The sequence below is a fragment of the Rhizobium phaseoli genome, from assembly GCF_003985125.1.
Lineage (GTDB): Bacteria > Pseudomonadota > Alphaproteobacteria > Rhizobiales > Rhizobiaceae > Rhizobium > Rhizobium phaseoli.
This window is the reverse complement of record NZ_ML133581.1, coordinates 77337-100548: the sequence shown is the minus strand read 5'-3', so window position 1 is coordinate 100548 and position 23212 is coordinate 77337. Positions and strand designations below refer to the sequence as shown.

At 62.9% G+C, this 23212-nt stretch carries 21 protein-coding genes; 5 read left to right on the top strand and 16 right to left on the bottom strand.

All coding sequences use genetic code 11. The features are described from left to right. Window positions 1-301: 301 nt before the first annotated feature. A complete protein-coding gene (gene ilvC, locus EFD56_RS23650; RefSeq protein ID WP_004668557.1) occupies window positions 302-1321 on the bottom strand; it encodes a ketol-acid reductoisomerase in 1020 nt (339 codons plus the stop codon). A gap of 50 nt (window positions 1322-1371) precedes the next feature. Beyond that, the gene (locus EFD56_RS23645) at window positions 1372-2037 is read right to left on the bottom strand and encodes a TetR/AcrR family transcriptional regulator (RefSeq protein ID WP_038689891.1); all 666 of its coding nucleotides are present in this window, start codon (window positions 2035-2037) and stop codon (window positions 1372-1374) included. A gap of 169 nt (window positions 2038-2206) precedes the next feature. On the opposite strand from EFD56_RS23645, the gene EFD56_RS23640 reads away from it, so the two are divergent. Next, complete coding sequence (locus EFD56_RS23640; protein WP_064827953.1) at window positions 2207-2665, top strand: hypothetical protein; 459 nt, start codon at window positions 2207-2209, stop codon at window positions 2663-2665. Window positions 2666-2692: 27 nt separating this feature from the next. Here EFD56_RS23640 and EFD56_RS23635 read toward each other — a convergent pair whose 3' ends face one another. From EFD56_RS23635 to EFD56_RS23610, 6 genes are all read right to left on the bottom strand, one after another. Continuing rightward, complete coding sequence (locus EFD56_RS23635) at window positions 2693-4324, bottom strand: FGGY-family carbohydrate kinase (protein WP_126906435.1); 1632 nt, start codon at window positions 4322-4324, stop codon at window positions 2693-2695. A gap of 153 nt (window positions 4325-4477) precedes the next feature. After that, window positions 4478-5194: an HAD family hydrolase gene (locus tag EFD56_RS23630; protein ID WP_064827955.1), complete on the bottom strand. Its 717-nt coding sequence runs from the start codon at window positions 5192-5194 to the stop codon at window positions 4478-4480. Between the two features lie 3 nt (window positions 5195-5197). Continuing rightward, a complete protein-coding gene (locus EFD56_RS23625) occupies window positions 5198-5926 on the bottom strand; it encodes a glycerophosphodiester phosphodiesterase family protein (protein WP_126906434.1) in 729 nt (242 codons plus the stop codon). 27 nt (window positions 5927-5953) lie between these two features. Next, window positions 5954-6874 (bottom strand): ABC transporter permease subunit, encoded by a 921-nt coding sequence (locus tag EFD56_RS23620; protein ID WP_064803652.1) that lies wholly within the window; start codon window positions 6872-6874, stop codon window positions 5954-5956. 2 nt (window positions 6875-6876) lie between these two features. Beyond that, entirely contained in the window at window positions 6877-7842 is a 966-nt protein-coding gene (locus EFD56_RS23615) for an ABC transporter permease subunit (RefSeq protein WP_064827958.1), read from the bottom strand. Window positions 7843-7855: 13 nt separating this feature from the next. Beyond that, complete coding sequence (locus EFD56_RS23610) at window positions 7856-9214, bottom strand: extracellular solute-binding protein (protein ID WP_126906432.1); 1359 nt, start codon at window positions 9212-9214, stop codon at window positions 7856-7858. Window positions 9215-9365: 151 nt separating this feature from the next. Here EFD56_RS23610 and EFD56_RS23605 point away from each other — a divergent pair, with 151 nt between their 5' ends. Both EFD56_RS23605 and EFD56_RS23600 read left to right on the top strand, forming a co-directional pair. After that, complete coding sequence (locus tag EFD56_RS23605) at window positions 9366-10400, top strand: sn-glycerol-3-phosphate import ATP-binding protein UgpC (protein WP_126906431.1); 1035 nt, start codon at window positions 9366-9368, stop codon at window positions 10398-10400. An 81-nt stretch (window positions 10401-10481) separates the two neighbouring features. Further along, window positions 10482-11486, top strand: coding sequence for a sugar-binding transcriptional regulator (locus EFD56_RS23600; protein ID WP_126906430.1), 1005 nt, complete (start codon window positions 10482-10484; stop codon window positions 11484-11486). On the opposite strand, the gene EFD56_RS23595 is transcribed toward EFD56_RS23600, so the two are convergent. From EFD56_RS23595 to EFD56_RS23585, 3 genes are all read right to left on the bottom strand, one after another. Next, window positions 11481-13163, bottom strand: a complete 1683-nt coding sequence (locus EFD56_RS23595) for a hypothetical protein (RefSeq protein WP_126906429.1) — start codon at window positions 13161-13163, stop codon at window positions 11481-11483. The genes EFD56_RS23600 and EFD56_RS23595 overlap by 6 nt on opposite strands. Continuing rightward, complete coding sequence (locus EFD56_RS23590) at window positions 13163-14218, bottom strand: glycosyltransferase family 2 protein (protein ID WP_126906428.1); 1056 nt, start codon at window positions 14216-14218, stop codon at window positions 13163-13165. Before EFD56_RS23590 ends, EFD56_RS23595 begins: the two co-directional genes overlap by 1 nt. A 104-nt stretch (window positions 14219-14322) precedes the next feature. Next, window positions 14323-15231: an AraC family transcriptional regulator gene (locus EFD56_RS23585; protein WP_126906427.1), complete on the bottom strand. Its 909-nt coding sequence runs from the start codon at window positions 15229-15231 to the stop codon at window positions 14323-14325. 217 nt (window positions 15232-15448) lie between these two features. Here EFD56_RS23585 and EFD56_RS23580 point away from each other — a divergent pair, with 217 nt between their 5' ends. Next, a complete protein-coding gene (locus EFD56_RS23580) occupies window positions 15449-16495 on the top strand; it encodes an NAD(P)-dependent alcohol dehydrogenase (protein WP_126906426.1) in 1047 nt (348 codons plus the stop codon). Window positions 16496-16679: 184 nt separating this feature from the next. Here EFD56_RS23580 and EFD56_RS23575 read toward each other — a convergent pair whose 3' ends face one another. The 5 genes from EFD56_RS23575 to EFD56_RS23555 form a co-directional block, all read right to left on the bottom strand. Beyond that, window positions 16680-18635 carry an elongation factor G gene (locus EFD56_RS23575; protein ID WP_126906425.1) on the bottom strand — a complete coding sequence of 652 codons (1956 nt, stop codon included), beginning with the start codon at window positions 18633-18635 and terminating at the stop codon, window positions 16680-16682. Window positions 18636-19016: 381 nt separating this feature from the next. Continuing rightward, entirely contained in the window at window positions 19017-20282 is a 1266-nt protein-coding gene (locus tag EFD56_RS23570) for an NAD(P)/FAD-dependent oxidoreductase (RefSeq protein WP_126906424.1), read from the bottom strand. 244 nt (window positions 20283-20526) lie between these two features. Next, entirely contained in the window at window positions 20527-21042 is a 516-nt protein-coding gene (locus EFD56_RS23565; protein WP_126906423.1) for a BA14K family protein, read from the bottom strand. Window positions 21043-21170: 128 nt separating this feature from the next. Then, window positions 21171-21728, bottom strand: a complete 558-nt coding sequence (locus tag EFD56_RS23560) for a PH domain-containing protein (protein ID WP_126906422.1) — start codon at window positions 21726-21728, stop codon at window positions 21171-21173. 26 nt (window positions 21729-21754) lie between these two features. Then, window positions 21755-22219 (bottom strand): Lrp/AsnC family transcriptional regulator, encoded by a 465-nt coding sequence (locus EFD56_RS23555; protein WP_004674742.1) that lies wholly within the window; start codon window positions 22217-22219, stop codon window positions 21755-21757. Window positions 22220-22373: 154 nt separating this feature from the next. Between EFD56_RS23555 and EFD56_RS23550 the strand changes: the two genes are divergently transcribed. Continuing rightward, a complete protein-coding gene (locus tag EFD56_RS23550; protein WP_037115748.1) occupies window positions 22374-23093 on the top strand; it encodes an aspartate/glutamate racemase family protein in 720 nt (239 codons plus the stop codon). Window positions 23094-23212 lie beyond the last annotated feature (119 nt).

Genomic DNA, 23212 nt, shown 5'->3' with positions numbered 1-23212 from the left:
TGAAGCAGATCGAATAGATTCCACTAACCGACCAGCTTCAGTTCCGTTCCCGACAAACCGAAGCTCGCCTCCTCGTTCGCGATCAGATGTTCTCCTGAGGGCGCTAATCGCATAAAACCCAGAAAAACCTGTCAGTGGTGATGGGACACAGTCCACCGGTATCCGATTGGCATCTGTTCGGGAGCAGGCTTCTTCAGCATGTCGCCATGAATCAGATAACCCCCGGCTCAGCCGGGGGTTATCTGCAGTCTGGAGGCAGGAGCTTTTACTCCGGTCTCGCTATTTGCTTCACTGGAACAGCTTAGTTGACCGACTTGTCGACCAGCTTGTTCTTGCCGATCCAGGGCATCATGCCGCGCAGCTTGGCGCCGACTTCCTCGATCTGGTGGCTGTCGTTGTTGCGACGGATGCCCTTGAAGCGGGCAGCGCCGGAACGGTATTCCTGCATCCATTCGGAGGTGAACTTGCCGGTCTGGATGTCCTTGAGGACGCGCTTCATTTCGGCCTTGGTTTCTTCGGTGATGATGCGCGGACCGGTGACGTATTCGCCCCACTCGGCCGTGTTGGAGATCGAGTAATTCATGTTGGCGATGCCGCCTTCATAGATCAGGTCGACGATCAGCTTCACTTCGTGCAGGCACTCGAAATAGGCCATTTCGGGCGCGTAGCCTGCCTCGGTCAGCGTTTCGAAACCGGCGCGGATCAGCTCGACGAGACCGCCGCAGAGAACGACCTGTTCGCCGAAGAGGTCGGTTTCGCACTCTTCGCGGAAGTTGGTTTCGATGATGCCCGAACGGCCGCCGCCGACGCCGCAGGCGTAGGAGAGAGCGAGTTCAAGCGCGTTTCCGGATGCGTTCTGGTGAACGGCAACGAGGCAGGGAACGCCGCCGCCCTTCTGGTATTCGCCGCGAACCGTGTGGCCCGGGCCCTTCGGCGCGATCATGACGACGTCGACCGAAGCCTTCGGCTCGATCAGGCCGAAGTGAACGTTGAGGCCGTGGGCAAAGGCGATGGCTGCGCCGTCGCGGATGTTCGGAGCGATGTCGGCCTTATAGATGTCGGCCTGCAGCTCGTCCGGAGTCGCCATCATCATCAGGTCGGCCCAGCCGGCGGCTTCGGCAACGGTCATGACCTTGAAGCCGTCGGCTTCGGCTTTCTTGACGGTGGGCGAACCGGCCTTGAGAGCGATGACGAGGTTCTGGGCGCCGCTGTCCTTGAGGTTCAGCGCATGGGCGCGGCCCTGCGAGCCGTAGCCGATAACGGCGACCTTCTTGGCCTTGATGAGGTTGAGATCGGCATCACGATCGTAATAGACGCGCATTTGAAGTTCCTTCCCTTGTGCTTGTCCTGTTGATTGTCATTAAAGCGAAATCAGCCGAGAGCCGGCATCTCCGCTAGTACCTTTTCCGTGCCGTAGAGCCGGAGGAAGGCGGTCACCGCCTTCTCCGCCTGGCGGGCGGTATCCTTGAGGCCGGGTTCGCCGAGCAGCATGCGCACATGCAGATCGGAAACGACAAGGCCGTATAGCGTATGATAGGCTTCGTCGGCATCGGCAAAGCGCAGCAGCCCTGCCCTCTTGCCGGCATCGATCAGCGCCATGGCGCGCCGGTCGATCTGGCGGCGGCCGCGCTCCAGCAGCAGCTTGCCGAGCTTCGAACCGTCGCGATGCGACTGGCCGATGGCGAGCCGGTTCAACGCAAGCGAGACATCGCCGGCGAGCACCTCGAGCAGGTCGCGCGCGAAGATGACCACATGGTCGTGCAGGCTCGCCGCCGTCAGCCGCTCGCCGTTGCGCTCGAAGGTGCGCACCTTGCTCGCCTGATAGGCGATCATCGCCGAGAGCAGACCGTCACGGTCGCCGAACCACTTGTAGAGGCTTTCCTTGGAGCAATTGGCGGCGCGCGCGACACCCGAGGTCGTCAGCGCCTTCTCGCCGCCATCGACGAGCAGCCGCAGCGCCTGTTCCAGAACAGCGTTCTGGCGCGGCGAAAATTCGCTCGGCTCTGCAGTATCGACGGACACGGTCACGGCTCCCATATACGTACCGTACGGTACGGTTCGTGAGCTTTATGCGTCAAACCGATTGGGCCGTCAAGCAGCCCCGGCAGATTTTTATACGGGAAAGACCGGCGCGGCACCAGAATTGGATAGGCGGGCACCCCCTCGGAATTGCATAATACTGCGGAACATATTCGCCGGAGCCTCCATGTCGCGCCTTTCTGCTGCCCTTCTCCTGGCCGGAGCGATGCTCCTCGCCACAACGACCTTAACCGGTCGCGCCGCCGCGCAGTCGGACAACCAGGTCTATGACCGTATCGAGGAACTGCACGGCGATGCCGCAGGCTTCGACCGGCCACTGCGCCAGCTCGTTCTGGCGATGCGCTCCGGCGATGCCGAGACCGTCGCCGGCCTTGCCGAATATCCGCTGACAGTGAAGGCCAATGGTGAGATCTACAATGTCGAGAACGCCGAGGATTTCATCGAGAATTTCGATGATCTGGTGACGCCGGAGACCCGCCGCGCCGTCGGCCGACAGCAATATGAAGACCTCTTCGTTAACAGCGACGGCGTCATGCTCGCCAACGGCGCGGTCTGGATGGGCGCGGTCTGCGAGGATAACGCTTGCCAAGACAGCCATTGGGCGATCATCGCCATCAATAATTAGCCCCGAAAGCTTTGTCGTGCGGCGATGTCAGCCATCGCTGCGAAGCTTGCGCGCCAGCGTCTGAAGCGCCTTGAAGGCTTCGTAACGCTTGCGGTGGAGATCGGAAATCTCACCCCCAGACGGCTGAAAGCGTGTTTCCACCCTGGTGAGTTCGCTCATCGCCGCGCGCACATCGGCAAATTGCCGTCCGGCGACGGCCCCGAGAATGGCTGCCCCGAGCAGCACCGGCTCTTCGGCCTTCGTGGCGACCACCGGCTTGCCGCTCGCATCGGCGAGCACCTGGCGCACGAAATCGTGCTGGCCGGCGCCGCCGCTGATGACGATGTTTTCGACGCTGACGCCCGCCTCGGCCTGCGTTTCGATGATCTGCCTGAGGCCGTAGCCGATGCCAGAAAGCCCGGCGATGTAGAGCGCAACCAGACTGTCGATATCCCGCTCCATGCCGAGACCGGCGATAACAGCCCGGGCATGCGGATCGGCAAAGGGCGCGCGGTTGCCGAGGAACTCGGGAACGATATGCAGGCCGGCCGCCAGCCTGACGGCATCGGAGGCATGGCCCGCCTTGCCGGCGGCCATGTCTGCAAGCAGGACCGGCAGCGCGGTGCCCGCGCTCGTCGCGAGCTCCCTCGCCTCGCCGGCGGCCGGATGGAAGGAGAGCAGCTGGTCGATCGCCGCGCCGGCGGCACTCTGGCCGCCCTCGTTCAGCCAGAGGCCCGGCACCATCGCCGAATAGTAAGGACCCCAGACGCCGGAAACGAAAGACGGTTCCGCCGTCGAGGTCATCGTGCAGGAAGAGGTCCCGAAAACATAGGCAAGGTTGGCCTGCGGATCGGCACCGACGGTGCCGACGCCGCCGGCATGGGCATCAATCAGCCCGGCCGCCACGGCCGTGCCAGGTATCAGGCCGAGCTCTTCAGCCGCAGCAGCGGTCAGTCCCTGACCAAGCGCCGAACCCGGCTCGACGATGGACGTGCCGATGCGGGCAAAACCTTCGTCTGCCAGCACACCGAGGCCGATCTGATGGAAATAGCTGCCGTCCCAGCGCTTCTCATGGGCGAGATAGGTCCACTTGCAGGTGACCGTGCAGGTCGAGCGCGACAGGTCGCCGGTCGCCCGCCAGGTCAGGAAATCCGCAAGATCGAAGAATTGCCAGGCGGCATCGAACACCTGAGGACGGTTTTCCCGGAGCCAGAGAAGCTTCGGCGTTTCCATCTCGGGCGAGATGCGGCCGCCGACATAACGCAGCACGTCATGCCCGAAGGCATTGATGCGCTCCGCCTGCGGGACGGCGCGGTGGTCCATCCACACGATGATGTCCCGGTCCGGATCTTCCGAAGGTCCGACGGGCAGCGGCTTGCCGCCTTCGCCGAGGACGACGAGCGAGCAGGTGGCGTCGAAGCCGAGCCCGACCACGGAGGCCGGCTCGACGCCGGCTGTGGCAACCGCCTCCCGCACGGCGGCGCAAACGGCGCGCCAGATCTCGCTGCTCGATTGCTCGACGATGGAACCGGCCTCATGAAACAGGCTGATATTGCGCTTGGCGGAGGCAAGCATGCTGCCGGCCATATCGAACAGGCCCGCCCGGGCGCTACCGGTGCCGACATCGACGCCGATGACATACTTGGCATCCGCTTCCGGGGTATGAGATGTGTCGCTCATGGTCTCTCGTTTCAGATCGCCAGGGATCGGGTTGATGGGCAGCTGCGGCCGGATTTCAAAGTCTGTGCCTGGAAAGACCGCCGCCTCCGGGGACGCTGACATTACGCGGTCGCGGCGACATGGCAAGGTGAACGCGCGCTGGCAAGCTCGCCGTCACAGCCTGCCTCCGACATTTTCCAGAATGGCGGTCAGCTCCCCTGCCCCTGTCGCGACGGCGGCAGCTCCGGCGGCATCGAGCACCGCGCGGCGACCGGGCCTCGGATCGGCCGGATCGACGAAACCGATGGCCGTCATGCCTGCGGCGATTGCCGCCGCCACGCCGTGGACGCTGTCGTCGATCATGACTGACTTGCCCGGGCGGGCCCGGAAACGCTCGGCGCAATGCAGCAGCAGATCCGGCGCCGGCTTCGGCCGCGAGACAACTTCGGCGCTGAACACGCCCTCTTCGAAGGCGCTCCAGAGATCGAGCTTGCCCAGGCTGTTGCGCAGCCGCTGCATCGTGCTGTTCGAGGCGACGCATTTCGGGCGGTCGAGCCTGTTGACAACCTCGGCAATGCCGGCAATCGGCGTCAGCGAGCGCGCGAATTCCTCGAACAGATGACGATGCCACCTCGCGAACAGCGCGGCGACGTCGGCGATGCCGTATTCGCGCCGGCACATTTCGGCGATGATGCTTTCCGAATTGCCGGTGAATTTGACATGGGCCTCCGCCGCGCTGATCGCAATGCCCGCGCCTTGCAGCGTTTCCGCGAGCGTGCGGCTGGCGATCGGCTCGCTGTCGATCAGCACGCCGTCGCAATCGAAGATCACGAGGTCGATGCTGTCCATGGCGCCTCGGGTACCGGGATGATCGATGCGGCTATCGAGCATGCCTCACCTCCGCGCCTGCAAGGCGAGATCCGGCCGGTCCGTGGTGATCTGCCGGATCGGTTTGGCAAGCCAGTATTCGAGATCGCTCATCTCGTTCGGAACCCAGGCGCCGAGCCGGTCGAGCGGCACGAGTTGGGTGATCTCGTCCCACTTCGCCTGAAGCAGCGACTTCTCGATTGCGATAATATCCGAGCACTGCTTCATCAGGCTGAGGCCGCTCGCAAGGCCGAGACGCTCGGCCGAATTGGCGTCGAAGGACGACAGGGTGCGAATTCCGGGCGCGGCCTTGCGGATATCGGCAAGCACATCGGGATGAAAGCTCGTCAGGATCGACCGCTCGATCAGACCAAGCCGATCGACGGCGGCGAATGCCTTGGCGGCCAGCCCTTCGTAAGGCGTCCCGTCGGCATGGGTCTTCAGTTCGATATGAAGCTCGAGCGGCGTGGCCTTGAAGACAGCTAACACCTCTTCCAAGGTCGGGATCACCTCCCTGTCGCTATCCTTGAGGCGGACTTCGCGATGTTTTCCGGGGCCGAGATCGGCGACCGGGCCGCGCGCATCCGTCGTGCGTTCGAGCGTCGGGTCGTGAATGACCAGCATTTCGCCCGAGCGCGTCAGGTGGATGTCGAATTCCACGCCATCGACCGGCATTTGCGCGAGTTTGCGGAAGCCCGAAAGACTGTTTTCGGGCCAGAGATTGCGGCCACCGCGGTGGCCGATGATATGCACCATCGTCTGAATATCCTTGGGAATTTCGTGTTACTTTCCGGAGTCCACCAGCCCCTTGGTGAACCAGCGTTGCATGAAGAGAATGACGGCGGCCGGTGGCAGCATGACGAGCAGCGCAGCGCTCATCGCAATATTCCAGGCAGGCGCGGAGTCCGAGACCGGAACGAGCTGCTTCAGCCCGAGGACCGCCGTTCCCATCTCCTTGTCGGTGGTGAAGAGCAGCGGCCACAAATACTGATTCCAGCCATAGAGAAACAGGATGATCGAGAGCGCCGCGATATTGGCGCTCGACAGCGGCAGCAGGATATCCTTGAAGAACTTCAAGGGGCCGGCACCGTCGAGCTTGGCCGCCTCGCAAAGCTCGTCGGGAACAGTCAGGAAGAACTGCCGGAACAGGAAGGTTGCCGAGGCAGAGGCGATCAGCGGCAGGATCAGGCCGGCATAGCTGTTGACCATGTTCCATTTCAACGAGGCTTCGATGCTGTATCCCGTCAGTCCTTCGACGACGCCGGAAAGGCCGATGATGCCGGCGAGCCAACGGACCGGCCCGGCGGCATCGGCGACCGCCTCATAGGTCGGGATGATGCGGACCTCGACCGGAAGCATCAGCGACACGAAGATCAGCCAGAACGCCGTCATCCGGAACGGGAAGCGGAAATAGGTGACGCCGAATGCGGCGATCAGCGAGATCGCCAGCTTGCCGACGACGATGCCGGCGGTGACGATGATCGAATTCAGGAACAGTTGGGAGAACTCGCCCTGCTGCCAGGCGGCGGCGAGATTTTCGAAGAAATGCGAGCCGGGCAAGACCGGGAACGGCGCCTGCTGCACCTCCTGCAAGGTGAGCGAGCCGGCGACGAAGGCGAAGTAGAGCGGCAGGCAGACGAAAACTGCGCCGATCAGCAATATGGCGTGGCAGAAGATCGAAAGGCCGAGATGGCGTTCGGGCATGGCTACACCTGGTAATTTACCCTGCGCTCGAGCGCACGGAATTGAACGATGGTGAAGAGGATGGCGATCAGCATCAGAAGCACGGATTGAGCGGCCGACGAGCCGAGATCGAGCTGAACGAAACCGTCCTGATAGACCTTGTAAACCAGGCTGTTCGTCGCCCCCGCCGGGCCGCCGCGGGTGACCGCGTCGATAATGCCGAAGGTTTCGAATAGGCCGTAGACGAAGTTCATCACCACGAGGAAGAAGATCGTCGGAGAGATCAGGGGAAGCGAAATGGTGAAGAAGCGCCGCACGGGTCTTGCGCCATCGAGCTTTGCCGCCTCCAGCAGCGAGGCAGGCACGGCCAGCAATGCCGCGACAAGGAAGATGTAGTCGTAGCAGACATTCTTCCAGACCGAGGCGATCGTCACCAGAAGCTGCGCATCGAAAGGCCGCCGGTTCGGGTCCCATTCGAAACCGAACCCATGCAGAAGCTGCGCGACCGGCCCCACCGCCGGATTGAACAGGAAGGCCCAGATCACGCCCGAGATTACAGGCGCGATCGCATAGGGAAGCAGGATGATGCTCTTGTAGATCCCCCTGCCCCTGATCACGAAATCGGTCGCAAAGGCAAAGAGACCGGCAAGCAGAAGCGTTGCGGCGTTCTGGGCAACGGTGAACCAGAGCGTGAACAGCGCGCTGCCACGATATTCCGGGCTTGCGAAGAGATTGTAGAAATTCGTGAGCCCGACGAAAATCTGCGTGCCGCCGAAGGGATCGACCTGAACGAAGGCGAGCGACAGCGCCTTGTAGGACGGGATGAAAAAGAAGAACAGCAGGATCAGCAGCTGCGGCGCGACCAGGCCGAAGGCAAGCCAAGGCCTGTTGAAATGGGCGGACTTCAACCCGGCTTCCGAAGGAAGCGCGACCGAGCGGCCTGTCGACAGAAGATCCGGGATGCGAAGGCGCCGGGCGGCGCCTTCCATCTTTCCCATGGTTCTACTTTGCTGCATGAAGCTGCTCATACTGGCGAAGGATCTGGTTGCCGCGCGCCGCTGCCGCATCGAGCGCCTGCTGCGGAGTCTTCCGGCCGGTCCACACACCCTGGATCTCTTCCACCAGAAGCGCCATCGACTGGTTATGATTGCCGAAGCGGAAACCGCGCGAATTATCGCTCGGCGTGCCGCGCGTCAGCTGGAGAATGGCGATTTCGCGGGTCGGGTGATCCTTGAAATAGCCTTCGGACTTGGCCTGTGCGTAGGCGGCATTCGTCACCGGCACATAGCCAGTCTGCTTGCTCCACCAGACCTGCGTCTTCGGTGAGGCGAGGAAGTTCAGGAAGGCGGCGGCACCCGCATATTCCTCCTCCGACTTGCCTTTCAGGACCCAGAGTGCGCCGCCGCCGATGGTGCTGTTCTTCGGCTGGATACCCTCCTCATGCGGCAGGAAGGTTGCGCTCCAATTGAATTTCGCACCGCTTTCGACGGCAGCATGCGCCGCGGTGGAGGCCACATAGGTCGAGCAGGTGCCCGAGGTGAAGAGCTGGTCGGGCGAGAGTCCCTGCCCGGCGATCTGCAGGATGCCGGCGTCGAGCCAGGTCTTGAGACGCGTCACCTGGCCGACGACGAGCGGGCTCTTGTTGAAGATGAATTCGGTGTCGAGGCCGCCGAAGCCATTCGCATTGGTGCCGTAGGGCTGGTCCTGAATCGCCGCATAATTCTCGATCAGGCTCCAGTAGAAGTCGTTCGCAAGCGCCATCTGGCACTTCGAAACGCCCTTCTCCTTGATGGCCCGCAGCTGCTTGTCGAGCTCCTGCCAGGTCTCGCCCGGCTTGTCGAAGCCGGCTGCCTTGAAGTGATCGGCATTGTACCAGAAGATCGGCGTCGAGCTGTTGAAGGGCATCGCCGCCGGCTTGCCGTCGACCAGGTAAAAACCGGCGACCGGCGCGACGAAATCGTTCCAGTCGATCTTGTAGCCTTCCTTTTCCATCAGCTGCGGCACCGGAATGATGGCGCCGGAATTATACATGGTGAGGAAACCGCGCTCGGCGGCCTGGATCAGCACCGGCTGCTGGTGGACGCGGTAGGCGGCCACCATCGCCGCCATGGTCTCCTCGTAATTGCCTTTGCCGATGCCGACGACCTCGTATTTGTCCTGCGAGGCGTTGAAATCCGAAATCAGCTTGTTGGTGATCTCGGCGAGGCGCCCGCCTGCCGCATTCCACCATTCGATCTTTACGCGATCGGCCGCGCTGGCGTCACCCGCAGCTGCCAATCCGAGCGTCACCAGAGCCGCGCCCGCCGCGAACGAGCGGATCGTCCGCCCCATGCTGGCACCTATCGAAGACTTTGCCGTCATTTCGTTTTCCTCTCCATAGCCGTTGTTCGCCGACCAGCGCACTTAGCGCCGATCAACCCCTCCCAGAGTGGCGATAAAACAAGGTTGGGGTTACTTGTTACAAATGTCAATAGCGTGTTACAAATGTATGACGACGACGAAGGAGGATGCCATGGCAGCGATCGAACTCATCGACTTGAAGAAGAATTACGGCGCGGTTCCCGCGGTAAAGGGGATCAATCTCAGCGTTGCCGACGGCGAAATGATCGTGCTGGTCGGGCCTTCGGGATGCGGGAAATCGACCTTGCTGCGGATGATTGCCGGCCTCGAAGCCATCAGCTCGGGCCACCTCAGGATCGCAGGAAACGACGTCGGCCATGTCGATCCGGCCGACCGCAACATCGCCATGGTCTTCCAGAACTACGCGCTCTATCCCCACATGACCGTTCGGCAAAACCTCGAATACGGGCTCAAGAACCGCCGCGTGCCACGCGGCGAGATCGACCGGCGGATCGCCAACGCCGCCGGCATTCTGGAGATCGGCGAGTTCCTGGAGCGGCGCCCTCGCCAGCTTTCCGGCGGCCAGCGCCAGCGCGTCGCCATGGGCCGCGCCATCGTCCGCGATCCCGCCGCCTTCCTGTTCGACGAGCCTCTGTCCAATCTCGATGCCAAGCTTCGCGTGCAGATGCGCGTCGAAATCCGCAGGTTGCAGCGGCAGCTGAAGACGACCAGCCTCTACGTCACGCACGACCAGCTCGAGGCCATGACGCTGGCCGACCGGCTGGTCGTCATGAATGGCGGCCGGATCGAGCAGATCGGCACGCCGATCGAGGTCTATCGCCGCCCCGAAACTGTCTTCGTTGCCGGCTTCATCGGTTCTCCGCCGATGAACCTCATCGATCTGGACGAGCTCGGCCCCTGCGACCTCCCGCTGCCGAGGGATACGGATCTCGTCGGCATCAGGCCGGGTGCGGTCGATCTCGGCGCCGGATCGGCGCACGATCTTCGGTTCGACGCTTATGTCGAATTGATCGAGACCGTCGGCGACGAGAACAACGTGCATCTGCGCATCGACGGCAGCGATAGGCGCATCGTGGCGAGCGTCCCCACCGATCGGCACCTGCAGGAAGGCGAGCGCATGTCCTGTCATGTGCGAAAGAATGACCTGCATCCCTTCAACAGGACGACGGGGCGGCGAACCGATTGACGGCTGACCGAGAGCCCCTGCGATTGACAAGCGCCGGGGATTTGAGATCCATGGCGTCGAAGCGGAGGCGCAGTTTATCGCATGTCACAGAACCGAAGTGCTTCTCTCGCGCCCATAGCGCTGCCCGACGAGCAGATGCAGGTACGCGTGGTCTGGCTCTATTACATGGAGGGACGCACGCAGGGCGAGATCGCCGAAGCGCTGTCGACCAACCGGCTTCGCGTCAACAAGATCATTGCCGAGGCGCGCCGCTCCGGCCTCGTGACGATCACGCTCAATTCCCGGCTGACCTCCTGCGTCGCCCTGGAGCAGCAGCTGGCGGCGGAATTCAACCTCAATCGCGCGATCATCGTACCGACGCCCGAGGATGCGGAACTGATCCCCGTCCTGCTCGGCCAGGCTGCCGCCGATTATCTCGTGCAATTGCTGAACGGCGGGAACATCCGCGGCGTCGGCGTCGGCTGGGGGGCGACGCTGCGCGAAATGGTGCGCCACATGCCGTCGCTGAGACGGCCCGATCTCTGCGTCAACTCGGTCATGGGCGGGCTGACACACGGCATCGAAATCAATACGTTCGATATCGCAAGCGATCTCGCCCGCCAACTCAATGCCGAATGCGCCTATCTGGCAGCGCCGATCTACGCTGGCAGCCCCGAGTCGCGCACCGCGATCATCCGCCAGGATGTCTTCGAAACGGCCTTTCGCCAGATCGAGGCCAATGACGTCATCGTGCTCAGCATTGGCGACATGACCGAACGCTCGCTGCTGATGCGCTATGGCCTGCCGAGCATCATCAACATCGAGGAACTGGTTGCAGCCGGCGCCTGCGGCGACGTTCTCGGCCAATTCGTCGACAAGACAGGGCGGCCGATCGAACATGCGATCAACAGATGCGCGATCGCGCCCGAACTCGAAGCCCTGCGCGCCATTCCGAACGTCATCTTCGCCTCTGGCGGCCTGAACAAGGCGCAGGCCATCGCCGCCGTGCTGCTGTCCGGCCTGGGCAACGTGCTGATCTGCGACGAGGACACGGCCCGCCAGGCGCGACAGCTTGCACTCGATCTCAGGACAGGCAGCGGTTCATAGAGCCGCCGCGCAACCGGCAGGCCCCGAAAGAGGTTCCGCCGGCGCCGCCTTGTCGATCGCGTAGAGCTTGGCGAAACCGGCATCCTCGACCAGCGTCAGGCCGGCCGGCATCGTGGTGCCGACATAACGGTCGGGAATATCGGCATTGGCGACGAGGATGAAATCGAAACGTCCGCGCCAGTCGGAGAGATAAGGCGCATAGGCTTTGTATACCTGCATCATCTCAGGACAGGAAAGCACGCCGATCGACACGAGATTGCCCTCGGGAACCGCGATCTCCGACCAGGGCGGCAGAACGGTGAGCGGCTGCTTGCCTTTGGCCGTGAACAGCGTCGGCACGAAAGCATGCGAAAAGGGCACGGCGAGCGTCGGCAGATGCCGGAAAGTGTCCAGTCCCCAGGCAAAATGCCGGTTGGAATGGGCAAAGCCGCCGACGATCTCGGCTTCGTTCCCCAGGGGCAGAATGGCCGCACCGGCCGGCACCTTTTTGAGCACGGTCTCGACGGCAGCGACGTCCTTCTGCGCCAGCCACCAGTTCCAGCCGATCCAGCCGGTCCGGCCGAAAACCGCGATGTTGACGATAAGCGCCAGCAACAGCGCCTGGCGGCGCGTCAGATTGGCGAAGGGGCACACCATTGCCATGGCGACGAGCGCCGCCATAACAGGAAAGCGCCAGCTGATCCATCCGGTGCCGAGCATGTGGAGCGGTGAGATGCAGGAGAGAAGCAGCAGCCCGCAGGCGGCAACCGCAAGCCCAGCATGCATGCGGATGTCGCCGGCGCGTGCGGCACGCGTGCAGATGAGGATCAGCGGCAGAACCAGCAGGACATCGACGACCGGGACATAGGTGGTGATGGCGGAAAGCAGGTTCATGACGATCGGGACGATGCCATCGTTCCAGACCAGCCCAAGGCCATCGCCGCCGGCATTCGGCAAGGCGGTAGTGCGCAGATAGAGCGCAAGCGGCGGCAGAGCGCAGGCGCCGATCGCCAGCGTCAAACGGCCGGCGAGCCGCATCAGCCCCGCCTTCGACCGCAAGATGTCGAAACGCCAGGAAAATTCGAGGCCGCAGACAACAACCATATAGAAGCCGAGGGAGAAGATGTGCATCACCGTCAGCATCAGCGCGGCGGCAAGCCGCCAGGCAAACAGCAATGCCGGATTTCCACGCTGCAGCCGCAGGTCGGCGCAGGCGAAGAACAAGGCCATGCCGAGGCCGATCTGGAAATTGATGAAGCCGCCGACCATCGTCGCGCACCAGCCGAGCGAGAGCATGGCGATCTGCCAATAGTGCCGGCCGCCGAACAGCACCCGGTGCAGCGCAATCGCGCCGAGCGGCGGCAGCACGATCGCCAGGAAAAGCAAGGCGCGCGCCAGCCGGTCGGCGCCGACAAGCGGGCCTATCCAGGCCGCCAGAAGATCGATCCCGACATTGGTGAAGGTGCGGTTCCAATCGATCGCGTAGATCTCGGGAAACGGCTCCTCGCCGATACCGCCGGAAAGCAGCCAGATGCGGGCGTAGTGGTTGGCGTAATCGAGAACCGGCGGAAAGCGGAACAGCACCACCAGGGCCGCGGCAAGCGCCACGAAAGCAATGATCGCAACCGTGGAATCTTGCCGGGCGGTCAGATCCTCAGGCCCGGGTGCCGCATGAACAGGCGCAGCAATCCGGTCCATCATCCGGCCCGACTGTTGTTCTTCGGGCGTGGTTCGCCTGAGGCAAAAGCCGCATCTAGCGCGGCGCGCTTGTCGCCGGTGCCCATTTCCGAAAAGGCCGTCGGCAGCTCGGCCTGTTCGCCGCCGCGCAGGATCGTCTCTATCATGAACATCGGCCGCTTCTTGCTCTCCTGCACGAGACGGCCGAGATATTCGCCGATGATGCCGATGCAGATCAGCTGGATGGCGCTGAAGGCACTGACGGCGGCCATGATCGACGACCAGCCGGTGACCGTTTCGCCCTGCAGCCAGCGCACGAAGGTATAGACGAGCAGCGCCATCGCGACGCCGGCGCTGATCATGCCGAGCCATGTGGCGATGCGCAGCGGCGTGGTCGAGAAGCTGGTGATCGCATCGAGCGCGAAATTGATCATCTTGCGCAGCGGATATTTGGTCGTGCCGGCAAAACGGGCGTCGCGCTCATAGGGCAGCGCCACCTGCCGCCCGCCGATCCAGCTGACCATGCCGCGGATGAAGCGGTCGCGTTCCGGCATCACCAGCAGGATATCGACGACGCGCCGGCGCATCAGCCGGAAATCGCCGGTATCGCGCGGAATGGTCACGGAAGCGAGCCTGGAGAGCGTGCGATAGAACAGCGAAGCCGTGGCGAGCTTGAACCAGGTTTCGCCTTCGCGACGGGTGCGCTGACCGTAGACGACGTCGGCCCCGCGCTCCATGATCGGCATCATCATCAAGAGCAGCTCGGGCGGGTCCTGAAGATCGGCGTCAATCAAGAGCACGCGCTCACCGCGCGAGGCGGAAAGCCCTGCCGTCGATGCGAGCTGGTGGCCGTGATTGCGCAACAGACGAACGCCGAGCACCTGCGGAAGCTTCGCCGCCAGTTCCGAAATGATCTCCCAGGTGCCGTCGGAGGAACCGTCGTCAACGAGGATAATCTCGAAGGCATCGTCGGCGACGCTTTGCGCGGCAGCAGCCGCGCGGCGGCAGAATTCGCGCAGCCCCTCTTCCTCGTTATGGCAAGGAGCGACGATGGAAAGAAGTGGTGCTTGCGTCATGCGCGCGTCGGTGCCTGCTGGATGTTTGGCGTCAGACTAGCCGCCAAAGGTCAAACATCCTTTAATACAGCGCAATGCAAGTGTATCGCGCCGGGCGCGGTGCTCTATTCCGCCGCCATCATCTCGCGCACGCCATCGATGTCGCGGGCCGGCGATGCGCCGTAGAGGCGGCTGTATTCGCGGCTGAACTGCGACGGGCTCTGATAGCCGACGCGGTGGCCGGCCGTGCCCGCATCGAGCCGCTCGACCAGCATCAGCCGGCGCGCCTCGTGCAGGCGAAGCTGCTTCTGATACTGAACGGGCGTCATCGCCGTCACCGACTTGAAATGGTGATGGAAGGACGACACGCTCATATTAACGCGCTCGGCGAGGTCCTCAATGCGCAGCGCCCGGGCGAAATTCTCCTTCAGCCAGGCGACGGCCCGCGCGATCCTGTTGCTGTGGCTGTCCGCCGTGGCGATGTTGATCAGGCGCGCGCCGTGCGGCCCAGTCAGCACGCGGTAGAGGATCTCCTGCTCGATCAGCGGCGCCATGGCGGGAATGTCGCCTGGACGATCGAGCAAGCGCAGCAGGCGAACGGCGGCATCCATCAGCTCCGGCGGCGCGACGTTCACCACCATGCCGCGCTGTCCGTCGGTATCGGCGGCCGGGCGGGGAACATCGATGCGGCTGAGCAGTTCCAGGAGCTTCTCCGAATCGATCGCCAGCCCCAGGCAGAGATGCGGAACCTCGGGGCTTGCCTCCGTGACCCGCCAGGCGACCGGCAGGTCGAGCGACGTCAGCAGATAGTCCCCGGTCCCGTAGCTGATGAGTTCCGTGCCGAGCTGCAGGCTCTTGGCCCCCTGCAGCACGAAGGCAAAACAGGGCCGATAGCTGCTGTGGAAGGGATCGCTGGGCTTGGACCGGCGGCTGATGTGGAGATTGCCGATATTAGTCGAGAACTCGCCGTCATCTGGCGCAAAGCGCATCGCGATATCGACGATTTCCTGATAGGGGCTGAAGGGCAAAGTCATGCGGCAACTCTCTTTGTCAGCTGTCTGACTGTCAGCTGTCTGGCGCGGGCGATACCGCCCTTATCTAGAGTGTCTTTGCCATTTCGCAAACAGCCGGGCGCCTCACTTTTGCAGGATCGTGCAAGAAGCCGAGAGGATCGCTCTAACGCCCTCGCCATGTTGCGGGCAATAGTGCGCCATCCCGCTCAACCCCTCCCAACCCCAAAGGAAGCTTCAGATGGCTATCGCAAAAGGCTATGCCGCAACCGACGCGTCGCAACCGCTGACCCCCTTTACCTTCGAACGCCGCGAGCCCAATGATGACGACGTCGTCATCGCGGTTCAATATTGCGGCGTCTGCCACTCCGACATTCATCAGGCCCGCAACGAGTGGGGCAACTCGATATTCCCGATGGTACCGGGCCACGAGGTTGCCGGCGTCGTTTCCGCCGTCGGCTCCAAGGTCACGAAATTCAAGGTCGGCGACCGCGTCGGCGTCGGCTGCTTCGTCGATTCCTGCGTAGGCTGCGCCGCGCGTGATCTGGATTACGAACACTACCTGCCGGGACTAGTCCCGACCTATAACGGCTATGAAGCCGATGGCACGACCCCGACCTTCGGCGGCTACTCCGACTCGATCGTCGTCAAGGAAGGCTATGTGCTGCGCTTCCCCGACAATATTCCGCTCGATTCCGGCGCCCCGCTGCTTTGCGCCGGTATCACGCTCTACTCGCCACTCGCGCATTGGAAAGCCGGTCCTGGCAAGAAAATTGCGATTGTCGGCATGGGCGGTCTCGGCCATATGGGCGTGAAGATCGGCGCTGCCATGGGTGCCGACATCACCGTCCTTTCCCAGTCGCTGTCGAAGAAGGAAGACGGTCTCAAGCTCGGCGCCAATGACTATTATGCAACGAGCGACGCCGAGACCTTCACCAAGCTCGCCGGCACCTTCGACCTGATCATCAACACGGTCGGCACGGCAATCGATTGGAATGCCTATCTCAACCTGTTGAAGTCTGACGGCACAATGGTTCTGGTCGGCGTTCCCGAGCACCCGGTTCCGGTCCACGCCTTCTCCGTCATCGGCGGGCGCAAGAGCCTGGCTGGGTCGATGATCGGCTCGATCAAGGAAACCCAGGAGATGCTCGACTTCTGCGGCAAGCACAACATCGTCTCGGAGATCGAGAAGATCGACATCCAGAATATCAACGAAGCCTACGAGCGGGTCGTCAAGAGCGACGTCCGCTACCGCTTCGTCATCGACATCGCCTCGCTGGCGGCTTGAGGAATGCAGGGCGGCTCCTTCGGGAGCCGCTTTTTTATTGGCGACCGGCATCCGCCACCGGCCCTCATGCTGAGGTGCGATCCGCAGGATCGCCTCGAAGCATCGCCCGCCAACGCCGCTCCAATCCGCCGCCATGGGAGCGCCCGCCCCATGCTTCGAGGCTCCGGCCTTCGGCCTGCGCACCTCAGCATGAGGCTCTCCTGGTCTGCAACCGCAACAAATACTCCACCGGATTGAACGGATCAGGCCCCGAACGCGGCCGCAGGCGCGGCGGTCCTGATATCGGGGCATAGTGATCGAAAGCCGTCTCCATCGTCCCTGCCCCGCTCGTCAGCCCCGGCAATTGCTGCTGGACGCTCTGGACCATCTGAGACGCCAGCGTGCCTTCGAGCCGTGCCACGCCGTCGGCGATCACCGAATCTGTCGTCGTCGCGGCGGATTTCGCCAGCAGGGCCAGTACGCCGCTGAGGCCTTCGGCCGGGGTTTCGAGATGAAAGTGGTCGACTGGTTCGCAGAGCACGGTTTGCGCGGCAGAAAGCGCCGTTGCCAGCACCCAGGGCGTCAGCTGGCGGAAATCGGCAGCGGTGCTGGCGGGCGAGCTGTGGCGCGCCGCCGTCATCGCCACATGGCAATCGATGACCTGCCAGCCGAAAATGCCCTGCTTCAGCGTTTCGAACACGGTTTCCTCGACCGCCCGGTAGAAGGCGACCGGCATCTGGCCGACATCCACTTCGAGCGCAAAGCTGTTGCCCGCCCCGGCAGGGCGCGGCTCGACTCGCAGGCCGATGGTGGCGAGAAACGGATTGGGCTCCTTGAAGAGGATCTGCAGGCCGCTTCCGGTTGCCGCCGGCCTCTCGGCCAGGATGACCGTGCTTTCTTCGAAGCTCGCATCGAGGCCGAAATCCGCCAGTAGGGTCGCCTGGATGACCTCCTTCTGCACCTCGCCGTAGAGCGATACGAAAACCTCGTCGGCTTCTTCGTTCCGATGCAGGTTGATCAGGGGATCCTGTTCGGCCATCTCTCTCAATGCCATCCACAGCGCCGCCCTCTCCGAAGGCCGCCGCGCAAGCACGCGGGTTTCGAGCGTCGGCGGCGCGAAGTGAGCCCTTCCGGTAGCCCCCTGATCGCCGCCCACCGCATCGCCGATCCGGGCGCCGGCAAGTCCGCTGACGCGCGCGATCTGCCCGGCGCCGAAGCTCTCGGCGCCATGACTGCGCCCGCCCTGGAAGAGCTGGATCGCGGTCACTCTATCCGCGCCTTTCGGCAGATCGAGATATTGCCGTAGCCCCACCGTACCGGATGTCAGATAGACATAACACAGCTTCTCGCCGCCCCAGCCGCGCTCGATCTTAAAGATCTTCCCCGCAACCGGCCCGTCCGGATCGGGATGCCGCTCGGGCAAGATCGTCGCGATGGCTGAGGCCAGCGCCGGCACGCCGGCGCCGGTCATCGCCGCGCCCGCAAAGACCGGATGCACCAGACCGCGCGCCACCTGATCGGCCAGAGAACGGCCGAGCCTTTCCCCGGTCAGGCGCTCGGGGGCGAGCACATAATCGTCGAGCAGCGCCTCGTCGTTTTCCCCGAGCGCCTCGCAGAGCGCCGAAAAAAGCGGCTCACTCCCCGGGTCCAGCGCTTCCACCCGGGCAAGCTTGCCGCCGGCATCGATGACCGAAGACATGGGTATCGGCCGGACCGAAAGCTGCGCGGCAAGCGCCTCCATCACCTCCCCGTAGCGGGCGCCGAGGCGATCGATCTTGTTGACGAAGAAGACGAAGGGAACGCCGAGCCGCCGCAGCGCCCTCACCAGCACGCGCGTCTGCGCCTGCACGCCCTCGACCGCCGAAACCACGACGACCGCCGCATCCAGCAATCCGAGCACCCGCTCCACCTCGGCGACGAAATCCGGGTGGCCGGGCGTATCGATCAGATTGACGGTCCTGCCGCCGATCGCAAACGATACCACCGCGGCCCGGATCGTGATGCCGCGCTGCCGTTCGAGTTCGAGCGTATCCGTTTGCGTATCGCCGCTATCGACGCTGCCGGGCTTGTCGATGACGCCGGCGTTAAAAAGCAGTCTTTCGGTAAGGCTAGTCTTGCCTGCATCCACATGGGCGAGGATGCCCAAATTCATAGCGCGCATGAACCACCATCTTCTCAGAAATTCGGATGTGATTTTCGTGAGAAGTGACTCGGCGCATTGGAACCTCTGTCCGTTGTTACGATGCATGCGGCATCCCGGTGATGGGGAGACGCGGGCGGGATGCTAAGGACGGGTGGGGAGATGTGTCAAGGTTGGGCGTGCGCGCCCCGGCACACCGATCAGCCCTCATGGTGAGGGTGAGGAGCAAAGCAATCGATCCAGCGAATCGATTGCAGCGATGAACGGAGGGCCGTCTCGAACCACGAGGGCGGGTGGCTGGGCGGCATCCGATATCGCAAGGTAAATCGGCGGTGGCCGGCCTCGTCCTTCGAGGCCCCTTCGGGGCACCTCGGGATGAGGCCGGAGAGGCGGCGCAGGAACCTACCCCTCCTCCCGCATCGTCTCCCGCTGCGTAATGAGCCGGGCGCTGTGCTGGCCGCTCAAATAGATCCACAGCCAGTTCCAGGCGACGGTGAAGCGCGAGCGGGTGCCGATCAGGAAGTAGATATGGGCGAGGCCCCAGATCCACCAGGCGATCCAGCCTTTCAGCTTGATCCGGCCGAAATCGATGATCGCCGCACTTTGGCCGATCGTCGCCAGGCTCCCCTGGTGCCAATATTTGAACGGCGCGGGCGCCGGCTTGCCGGACAGGCGGGCACGGATGACCTTGGCGACGTAACCGCCCTGCTGCTTGGCGGCGGGCGCGATACCCGGCACCGGCTTGCCGTCCTCGCGCATGACGGAGGCCGTATCGCCGATGACGAAGACGTCGGGCAGACCCGGCGCGCTCAGGTCCTTTTCGACAACGACGCGCCCTGCCCGGTCGGCCGGCACGCCAAGCCAGCGGGCCGCCGGCGAAGCGGTAACGCCGGCCGCCCAGACGATCGTGCGGCTGGGGATAAATGTCTCGCCGATCCGGACGCCATCGGCGCTGCATTCGGTCACCGGCTTGCCCAGATGTATCTCCACACCAAGCTTCTTCAGCGCCTTTTCAGCATAGGCCGAAAGCTCCTCGGCCAAGGCCGGCAGCACCCGCGGGCCGGCCTCGACAAGCACGACGCGGGTCTTGCGCGTATCGATGTTGCGGAATTCCCTGGGCAGGGTGAAATGCGCAAGCTCGGCGATGATGCCGGCCAGCTCGACGCCGGTCGGCCCCGCGCCGACGATGGTGAAGGTCAGAAGCGCGTCGCGCACGGCGGGATCGGTCTCCATCTCCGCCTTCTCGAAGGCGAGCAGCACGCGCCGGCGGATCGTCGTCGCATCCTCCAGCGTCTTCAGGCCGGGCGCCACCGGCTCCCATTCGTCATGGCCGAAATAGGCATGCGTCGCCCCCGTCGCCACCACCAGCGTGTCGTAACTCAGAGTCATGCCGTTGCGGAGGGATACCGTCTTGGTGCTGCTGTCGACACCGTTGACCTCGCCGAGCAGCACCGTCACATCTGGCCGGTCGGCATAGAGGCGGCGGATCGGCCAGGCGATCTCCGAGGTGGAAAGGATGGTCGTCGCCACCTGATAGAGCAGCGGCTGGAAGAGATGATGATTGCGCCGGTCGACGAGCGTGATCCTCACGCCTGCGCCCTTCAACCCGTTGACGAGCTGCAGCCCGCCGAAACCGCCGCCGACAACCACGACATGATGATCGCTCATGACCTGCCCCTTTGCGCCATTTCGCTGAAAGCCAATGTGGCCTTCACCGCAAAGGTTGCAACCGCCGTTTCGGCATGCCTGCCTTGCGCTGGCGGCAATCGAGGGCACTCGGAATTATCGGCTTTCAAGGGGATCGAGCCCGATGGAGGTTGTGGAGCGGAGACGCAGTTATCGGTGCCCAGGCCAAACCTCGAATGAGGAGCGGCCTGGAACCAGTTCACAGATCAGATGTGTACCCTGCCTATCAATAGGGACCGAGGCACTGGCGACGGGGTCCGTTATAGGGCTGGAACGTATTGTCGAATGCCCTGTAGGAACGGTAGCGCGCATAGCACCAGGCCTGGTGGCTCCCGCCCCCGCCATAATAGGCAGACGACGCATAGGCGCGGTAAGGCCGGCCATAATAGCGGTAAGGCGAGCCGTAATAGCCATAGGGCCGACCATAATAGCCGTAAGGCGAGCCGTAATAGCCATAGGGTGAGCCGTAGTACGAGCCGTAATAGGGCTGGGCCAATGCGCCGCCTATGATCGTACCGACGGCCAGACCACCCAAGGCCCAGCCCCAGCCCGATCCATGACCGTGATGGTAACCACCGTGATGGCCGCCATGCCAGTGGCCGTGGCCGCCATGCCATTGCACGTTCTCTATCTGCTGCTGAGGTTCGATCGTGGGCGGGTTGATAGCCGGAAACGCCTGAGCCGGCGTGACGCCGGGGATACCTATGATCAAGCTTAACGCGGCGACGGTTAGCTTTCTCATGACTGTTCCTCCTCTACTCCTCCAAGAGGAGAGACTATCCTCCCCTCCTCCTGAACCAAAGGTGAACGTAGTATGTCGAAAAACGTTCCATATCGAGGCAAGTTAATCGCTGTCCACGACGTGAAGAATCATCGGCTCTTCAGGCAATCGAGCCTTGCTTTCTCCAGGAGGTTATAGACTTGCCGCACGCTGTCGATCCCCAGAAGCTGAGGCTCCCTCGACAGGCTGGGCGTCCAGACCCCCGCCGTTTTGTACCGCTGCAGGGAAGACACGCCGAATGTGATCGTCCCCGTCCCGAAGCGGCCCTCTTCCAGATTGATCGACGGCAGCAGCTCGAGTTGGGTGGCAGAGAAATTCGGAAGCAAACCGCTTCTGCGAATGATGACGCGCCGGTCGGTCAGCGCGTATTCCGTACGAGCCCGCACGGCCGCATCAACGACAAAGCGTCCGGCAATCAAATAAAGTCCTATCAGAACGAACGGGATACCCCATAGGCGCATGAATACAGGCGTCCCCGGCGTCGTCCAAACGCTCGTCTCCCAGAAGAGAGCAAAGCCGCCCCAAAAAAGCGAGAAGGGAACCAGGGCGAAATCCCATCTTGTCAGACGAAATCCCTGTGCGGGACGGCCGGACCAAAGAAGCTTTTCTCCGGGCAGGAAATAGCTATGAATATCGCCAATGCTCATATTATCGCAGTCCTCAAAATGCCGGCTTACCGCGCATAACCCACGGGTATCGCCATTCCGTGTTTCAATTCTTCCATCGAGATCGAGGCCGAGACGTCGAAGAGTTCCAGCTTGCGCACGATCTGCTTGTAGATGACATCGTAATGCTCGACGCGCGGCAGCACGATTTTCAGGATGTAGTCGTGATTGCCGGTCAGCCGGTGCGCCTCGACGATTTCGGGGATGTCGCTGATGATCCGGCGGAAGGTTTCGGTCCAGTCGTCCGAGTGGTGCGCCGTCTTGACGAGGGCGAAGACCGTCGTCGGCACGCCCATGCTTTCCCGGTCGAGCACGACGATGCGCCGAAGAATATGGCCGCTTTCCTCCAGCCGCTGGATGCGCCGCGAGCAGGCCGAAACCGATAGCGCCACGCGCTCGGCAAGATCGCTCACGGATATGCCCGCATCCTTCTGCAGCATATCGAGAATACGTCTGTCACGATCGTCGAGCATTGTATGATCTAAACATTGCGCCCTGATTTTGCGCGATTTCGCCAAACCGCGCAAAATCGTACCACATATTGCTCGCAAAGAACAAACAACGCAAACACGCCGCGCCGGCATTGCGGCATCATTTTCGAAACTCGAAGCATGGGAGCATGAAGAGATGGAAACGATCGGCCTGATCGGCGGCATGAGTTTCGAAAGTTCTGCGGTCTATTACCGCCTCGTCAACGAGATGGTGCGTGCCCGCAGGAGCGGCCTTGCCTCAGCCGAACTCATCCTGCATTCGGTCAATTTCGAGGAAATCGTCGCTCTTCAGAAAGCCGGCGACTGGGCTGGAGCTGCCCGCCGCCTCGGCGATGTGGCGGAGCGCCTCCAGGCGGCCGGCGCCGGCTGCATCCTGATCTGCACCAACACCATGCACCTGATCGCCGATGAAGTCGCCGCCAAGGTCTCCGTGCCGCTGATCCATATCATCGACGAGACGGCGAAATCACTGCATGCCGCCGGCCGCAAGCGCCCGCTCTTGCTCGCCACGCGCTACACGATGGAGCACGGCTTCTACGCCGAGCGGATGAAGAGCCTCGGTCTCGACATCATGGTGCCGGAGGCCGCCGACCGCACCACCGTGCACGACATCATCTTCAACGAGCTCTGCGCCGGCAGGGTGCATGACCGTTCGCGCGAAAAGCTGATCGACATCATCGACCGCGCCGTCGAGAACGGCGCCGACAGCATCATCCTCGGCTGCACCGAGATCTGCCTGATCCTCGATCCCGACCGCCTGCCGCTGCCGGGCTTCGACACCACCACGATCCATGCCCGGGCGGCCGTCGAATTTTCGCTCGGCGGCGAGGAAGAGGAAACGGAAGAGGCTGCTTGAGGGCGCTCCGATTTACTTGACTCAGTCCACTAAATGGATGACAAATATCTCCATCCGGAGATGTCGTCCGCCTGTCAGACGGTCACCCCTCCTTCCGTCATGCTCGGGCTTGTCCCGAG

What these genes read in the sequence shown, in the direction of transcription:
- ilvC (WP_004668557.1), bottom strand. Translation starts at nt 1,321, where the DNA reads ATGCGCGTCTATTACGATCGTGATGCCGATCTCAACCTCATCAAGGCC.
- EFD56_RS23645 (WP_038689891.1), bottom strand. Translation starts at nt 2,037, where the DNA reads ATGGGAGCCGTGACCGTGTCCGTCGATACTGCAGAGCCGAGCGAATTT.
- EFD56_RS23640 (WP_064827953.1), top strand. Translation starts at nt 2,207, where the DNA reads ATGTCGCGCCTTTCTGCTGCCCTTCTCCTGGCCGGAGCGATGCTCCTC.
- EFD56_RS23635 (WP_126906435.1), bottom strand. Translation starts at nt 4,324, where the DNA reads ATGAGCGACACATCTCATACCCCGGAAGCGGATGCCAAGTATGTCATC.
- EFD56_RS23630 (WP_064827955.1), bottom strand. Translation starts at nt 5,194, where the DNA reads ATGCTCGATAGCCGCATCGATCATCCCGGTACCCGAGGCGCCATGGAC.
- EFD56_RS23625 (WP_126906434.1), bottom strand. Translation starts at nt 5,926, where the DNA reads ATGGTGCATATCATCGGCCACCGCGGTGGCCGCAATCTCTGGCCCGAA.
- EFD56_RS23620 (WP_064803652.1), bottom strand. Translation starts at nt 6,874, where the DNA reads ATGCCCGAACGCCATCTCGGCCTTTCGATCTTCTGCCACGCCATATTG.
- EFD56_RS23615 (WP_064827958.1), bottom strand. Translation starts at nt 7,842, where the DNA reads ATGGAAGGCGCCGCCCGGCGCCTTCGCATCCCGGATCTTCTGTCGACA.
- EFD56_RS23610 (WP_126906432.1), bottom strand. Translation starts at nt 9,214, where the DNA reads ATGACGGCAAAGTCTTCGATAGGTGCCAGCATGGGGCGGACGATCCGC.
- EFD56_RS23605 (WP_126906431.1), top strand. Translation starts at nt 9,366, where the DNA reads ATGGCAGCGATCGAACTCATCGACTTGAAGAAGAATTACGGCGCGGTT.
- EFD56_RS23600 (WP_126906430.1), top strand. Translation starts at nt 10,482, where the DNA reads ATGTCACAGAACCGAAGTGCTTCTCTCGCGCCCATAGCGCTGCCCGAC.
- EFD56_RS23595 (WP_126906429.1), bottom strand. Translation starts at nt 13,163, where the DNA reads ATGGACCGGATTGCTGCGCCTGTTCATGCGGCACCCGGGCCTGAGGAT.
- EFD56_RS23590 (WP_126906428.1), bottom strand. Translation starts at nt 14,218, where the DNA reads ATGACGCAAGCACCACTTCTTTCCATCGTCGCTCCTTGCCATAACGAG.
- EFD56_RS23585 (WP_126906427.1), bottom strand. Translation starts at nt 15,231, where the DNA reads ATGACTTTGCCCTTCAGCCCCTATCAGGAAATCGTCGATATCGCGATG.
- EFD56_RS23580 (WP_126906426.1), top strand. Translation starts at nt 15,449, where the DNA reads ATGGCTATCGCAAAAGGCTATGCCGCAACCGACGCGTCGCAACCGCTG.
- EFD56_RS23575 (WP_126906425.1), bottom strand. Translation starts at nt 18,635, where the DNA reads ATGCGCGCTATGAATTTGGGCATCCTCGCCCATGTGGATGCAGGCAAG.
- EFD56_RS23570 (WP_126906424.1), bottom strand. Translation starts at nt 20,282, where the DNA reads ATGAGCGATCATCATGTCGTGGTTGTCGGCGGCGGTTTCGGCGGGCTG.
- EFD56_RS23565 (WP_126906423.1), bottom strand. Translation starts at nt 21,042, where the DNA reads ATGAGAAAGCTAACCGTCGCCGCGTTAAGCTTGATCATAGGTATCCCC.
- EFD56_RS23560 (WP_126906422.1), bottom strand. Translation starts at nt 21,728, where the DNA reads ATGAGCATTGGCGATATTCATAGCTATTTCCTGCCCGGAGAAAAGCTT.
- EFD56_RS23555 (WP_004674742.1), bottom strand. Translation starts at nt 22,219, where the DNA reads ATGCTCGACGATCGTGACAGACGTATTCTCGATATGCTGCAGAAGGAT.
- EFD56_RS23550 (WP_037115748.1), top strand. Translation starts at nt 22,374, where the DNA reads ATGGAAACGATCGGCCTGATCGGCGGCATGAGTTTCGAAAGTTCTGCG.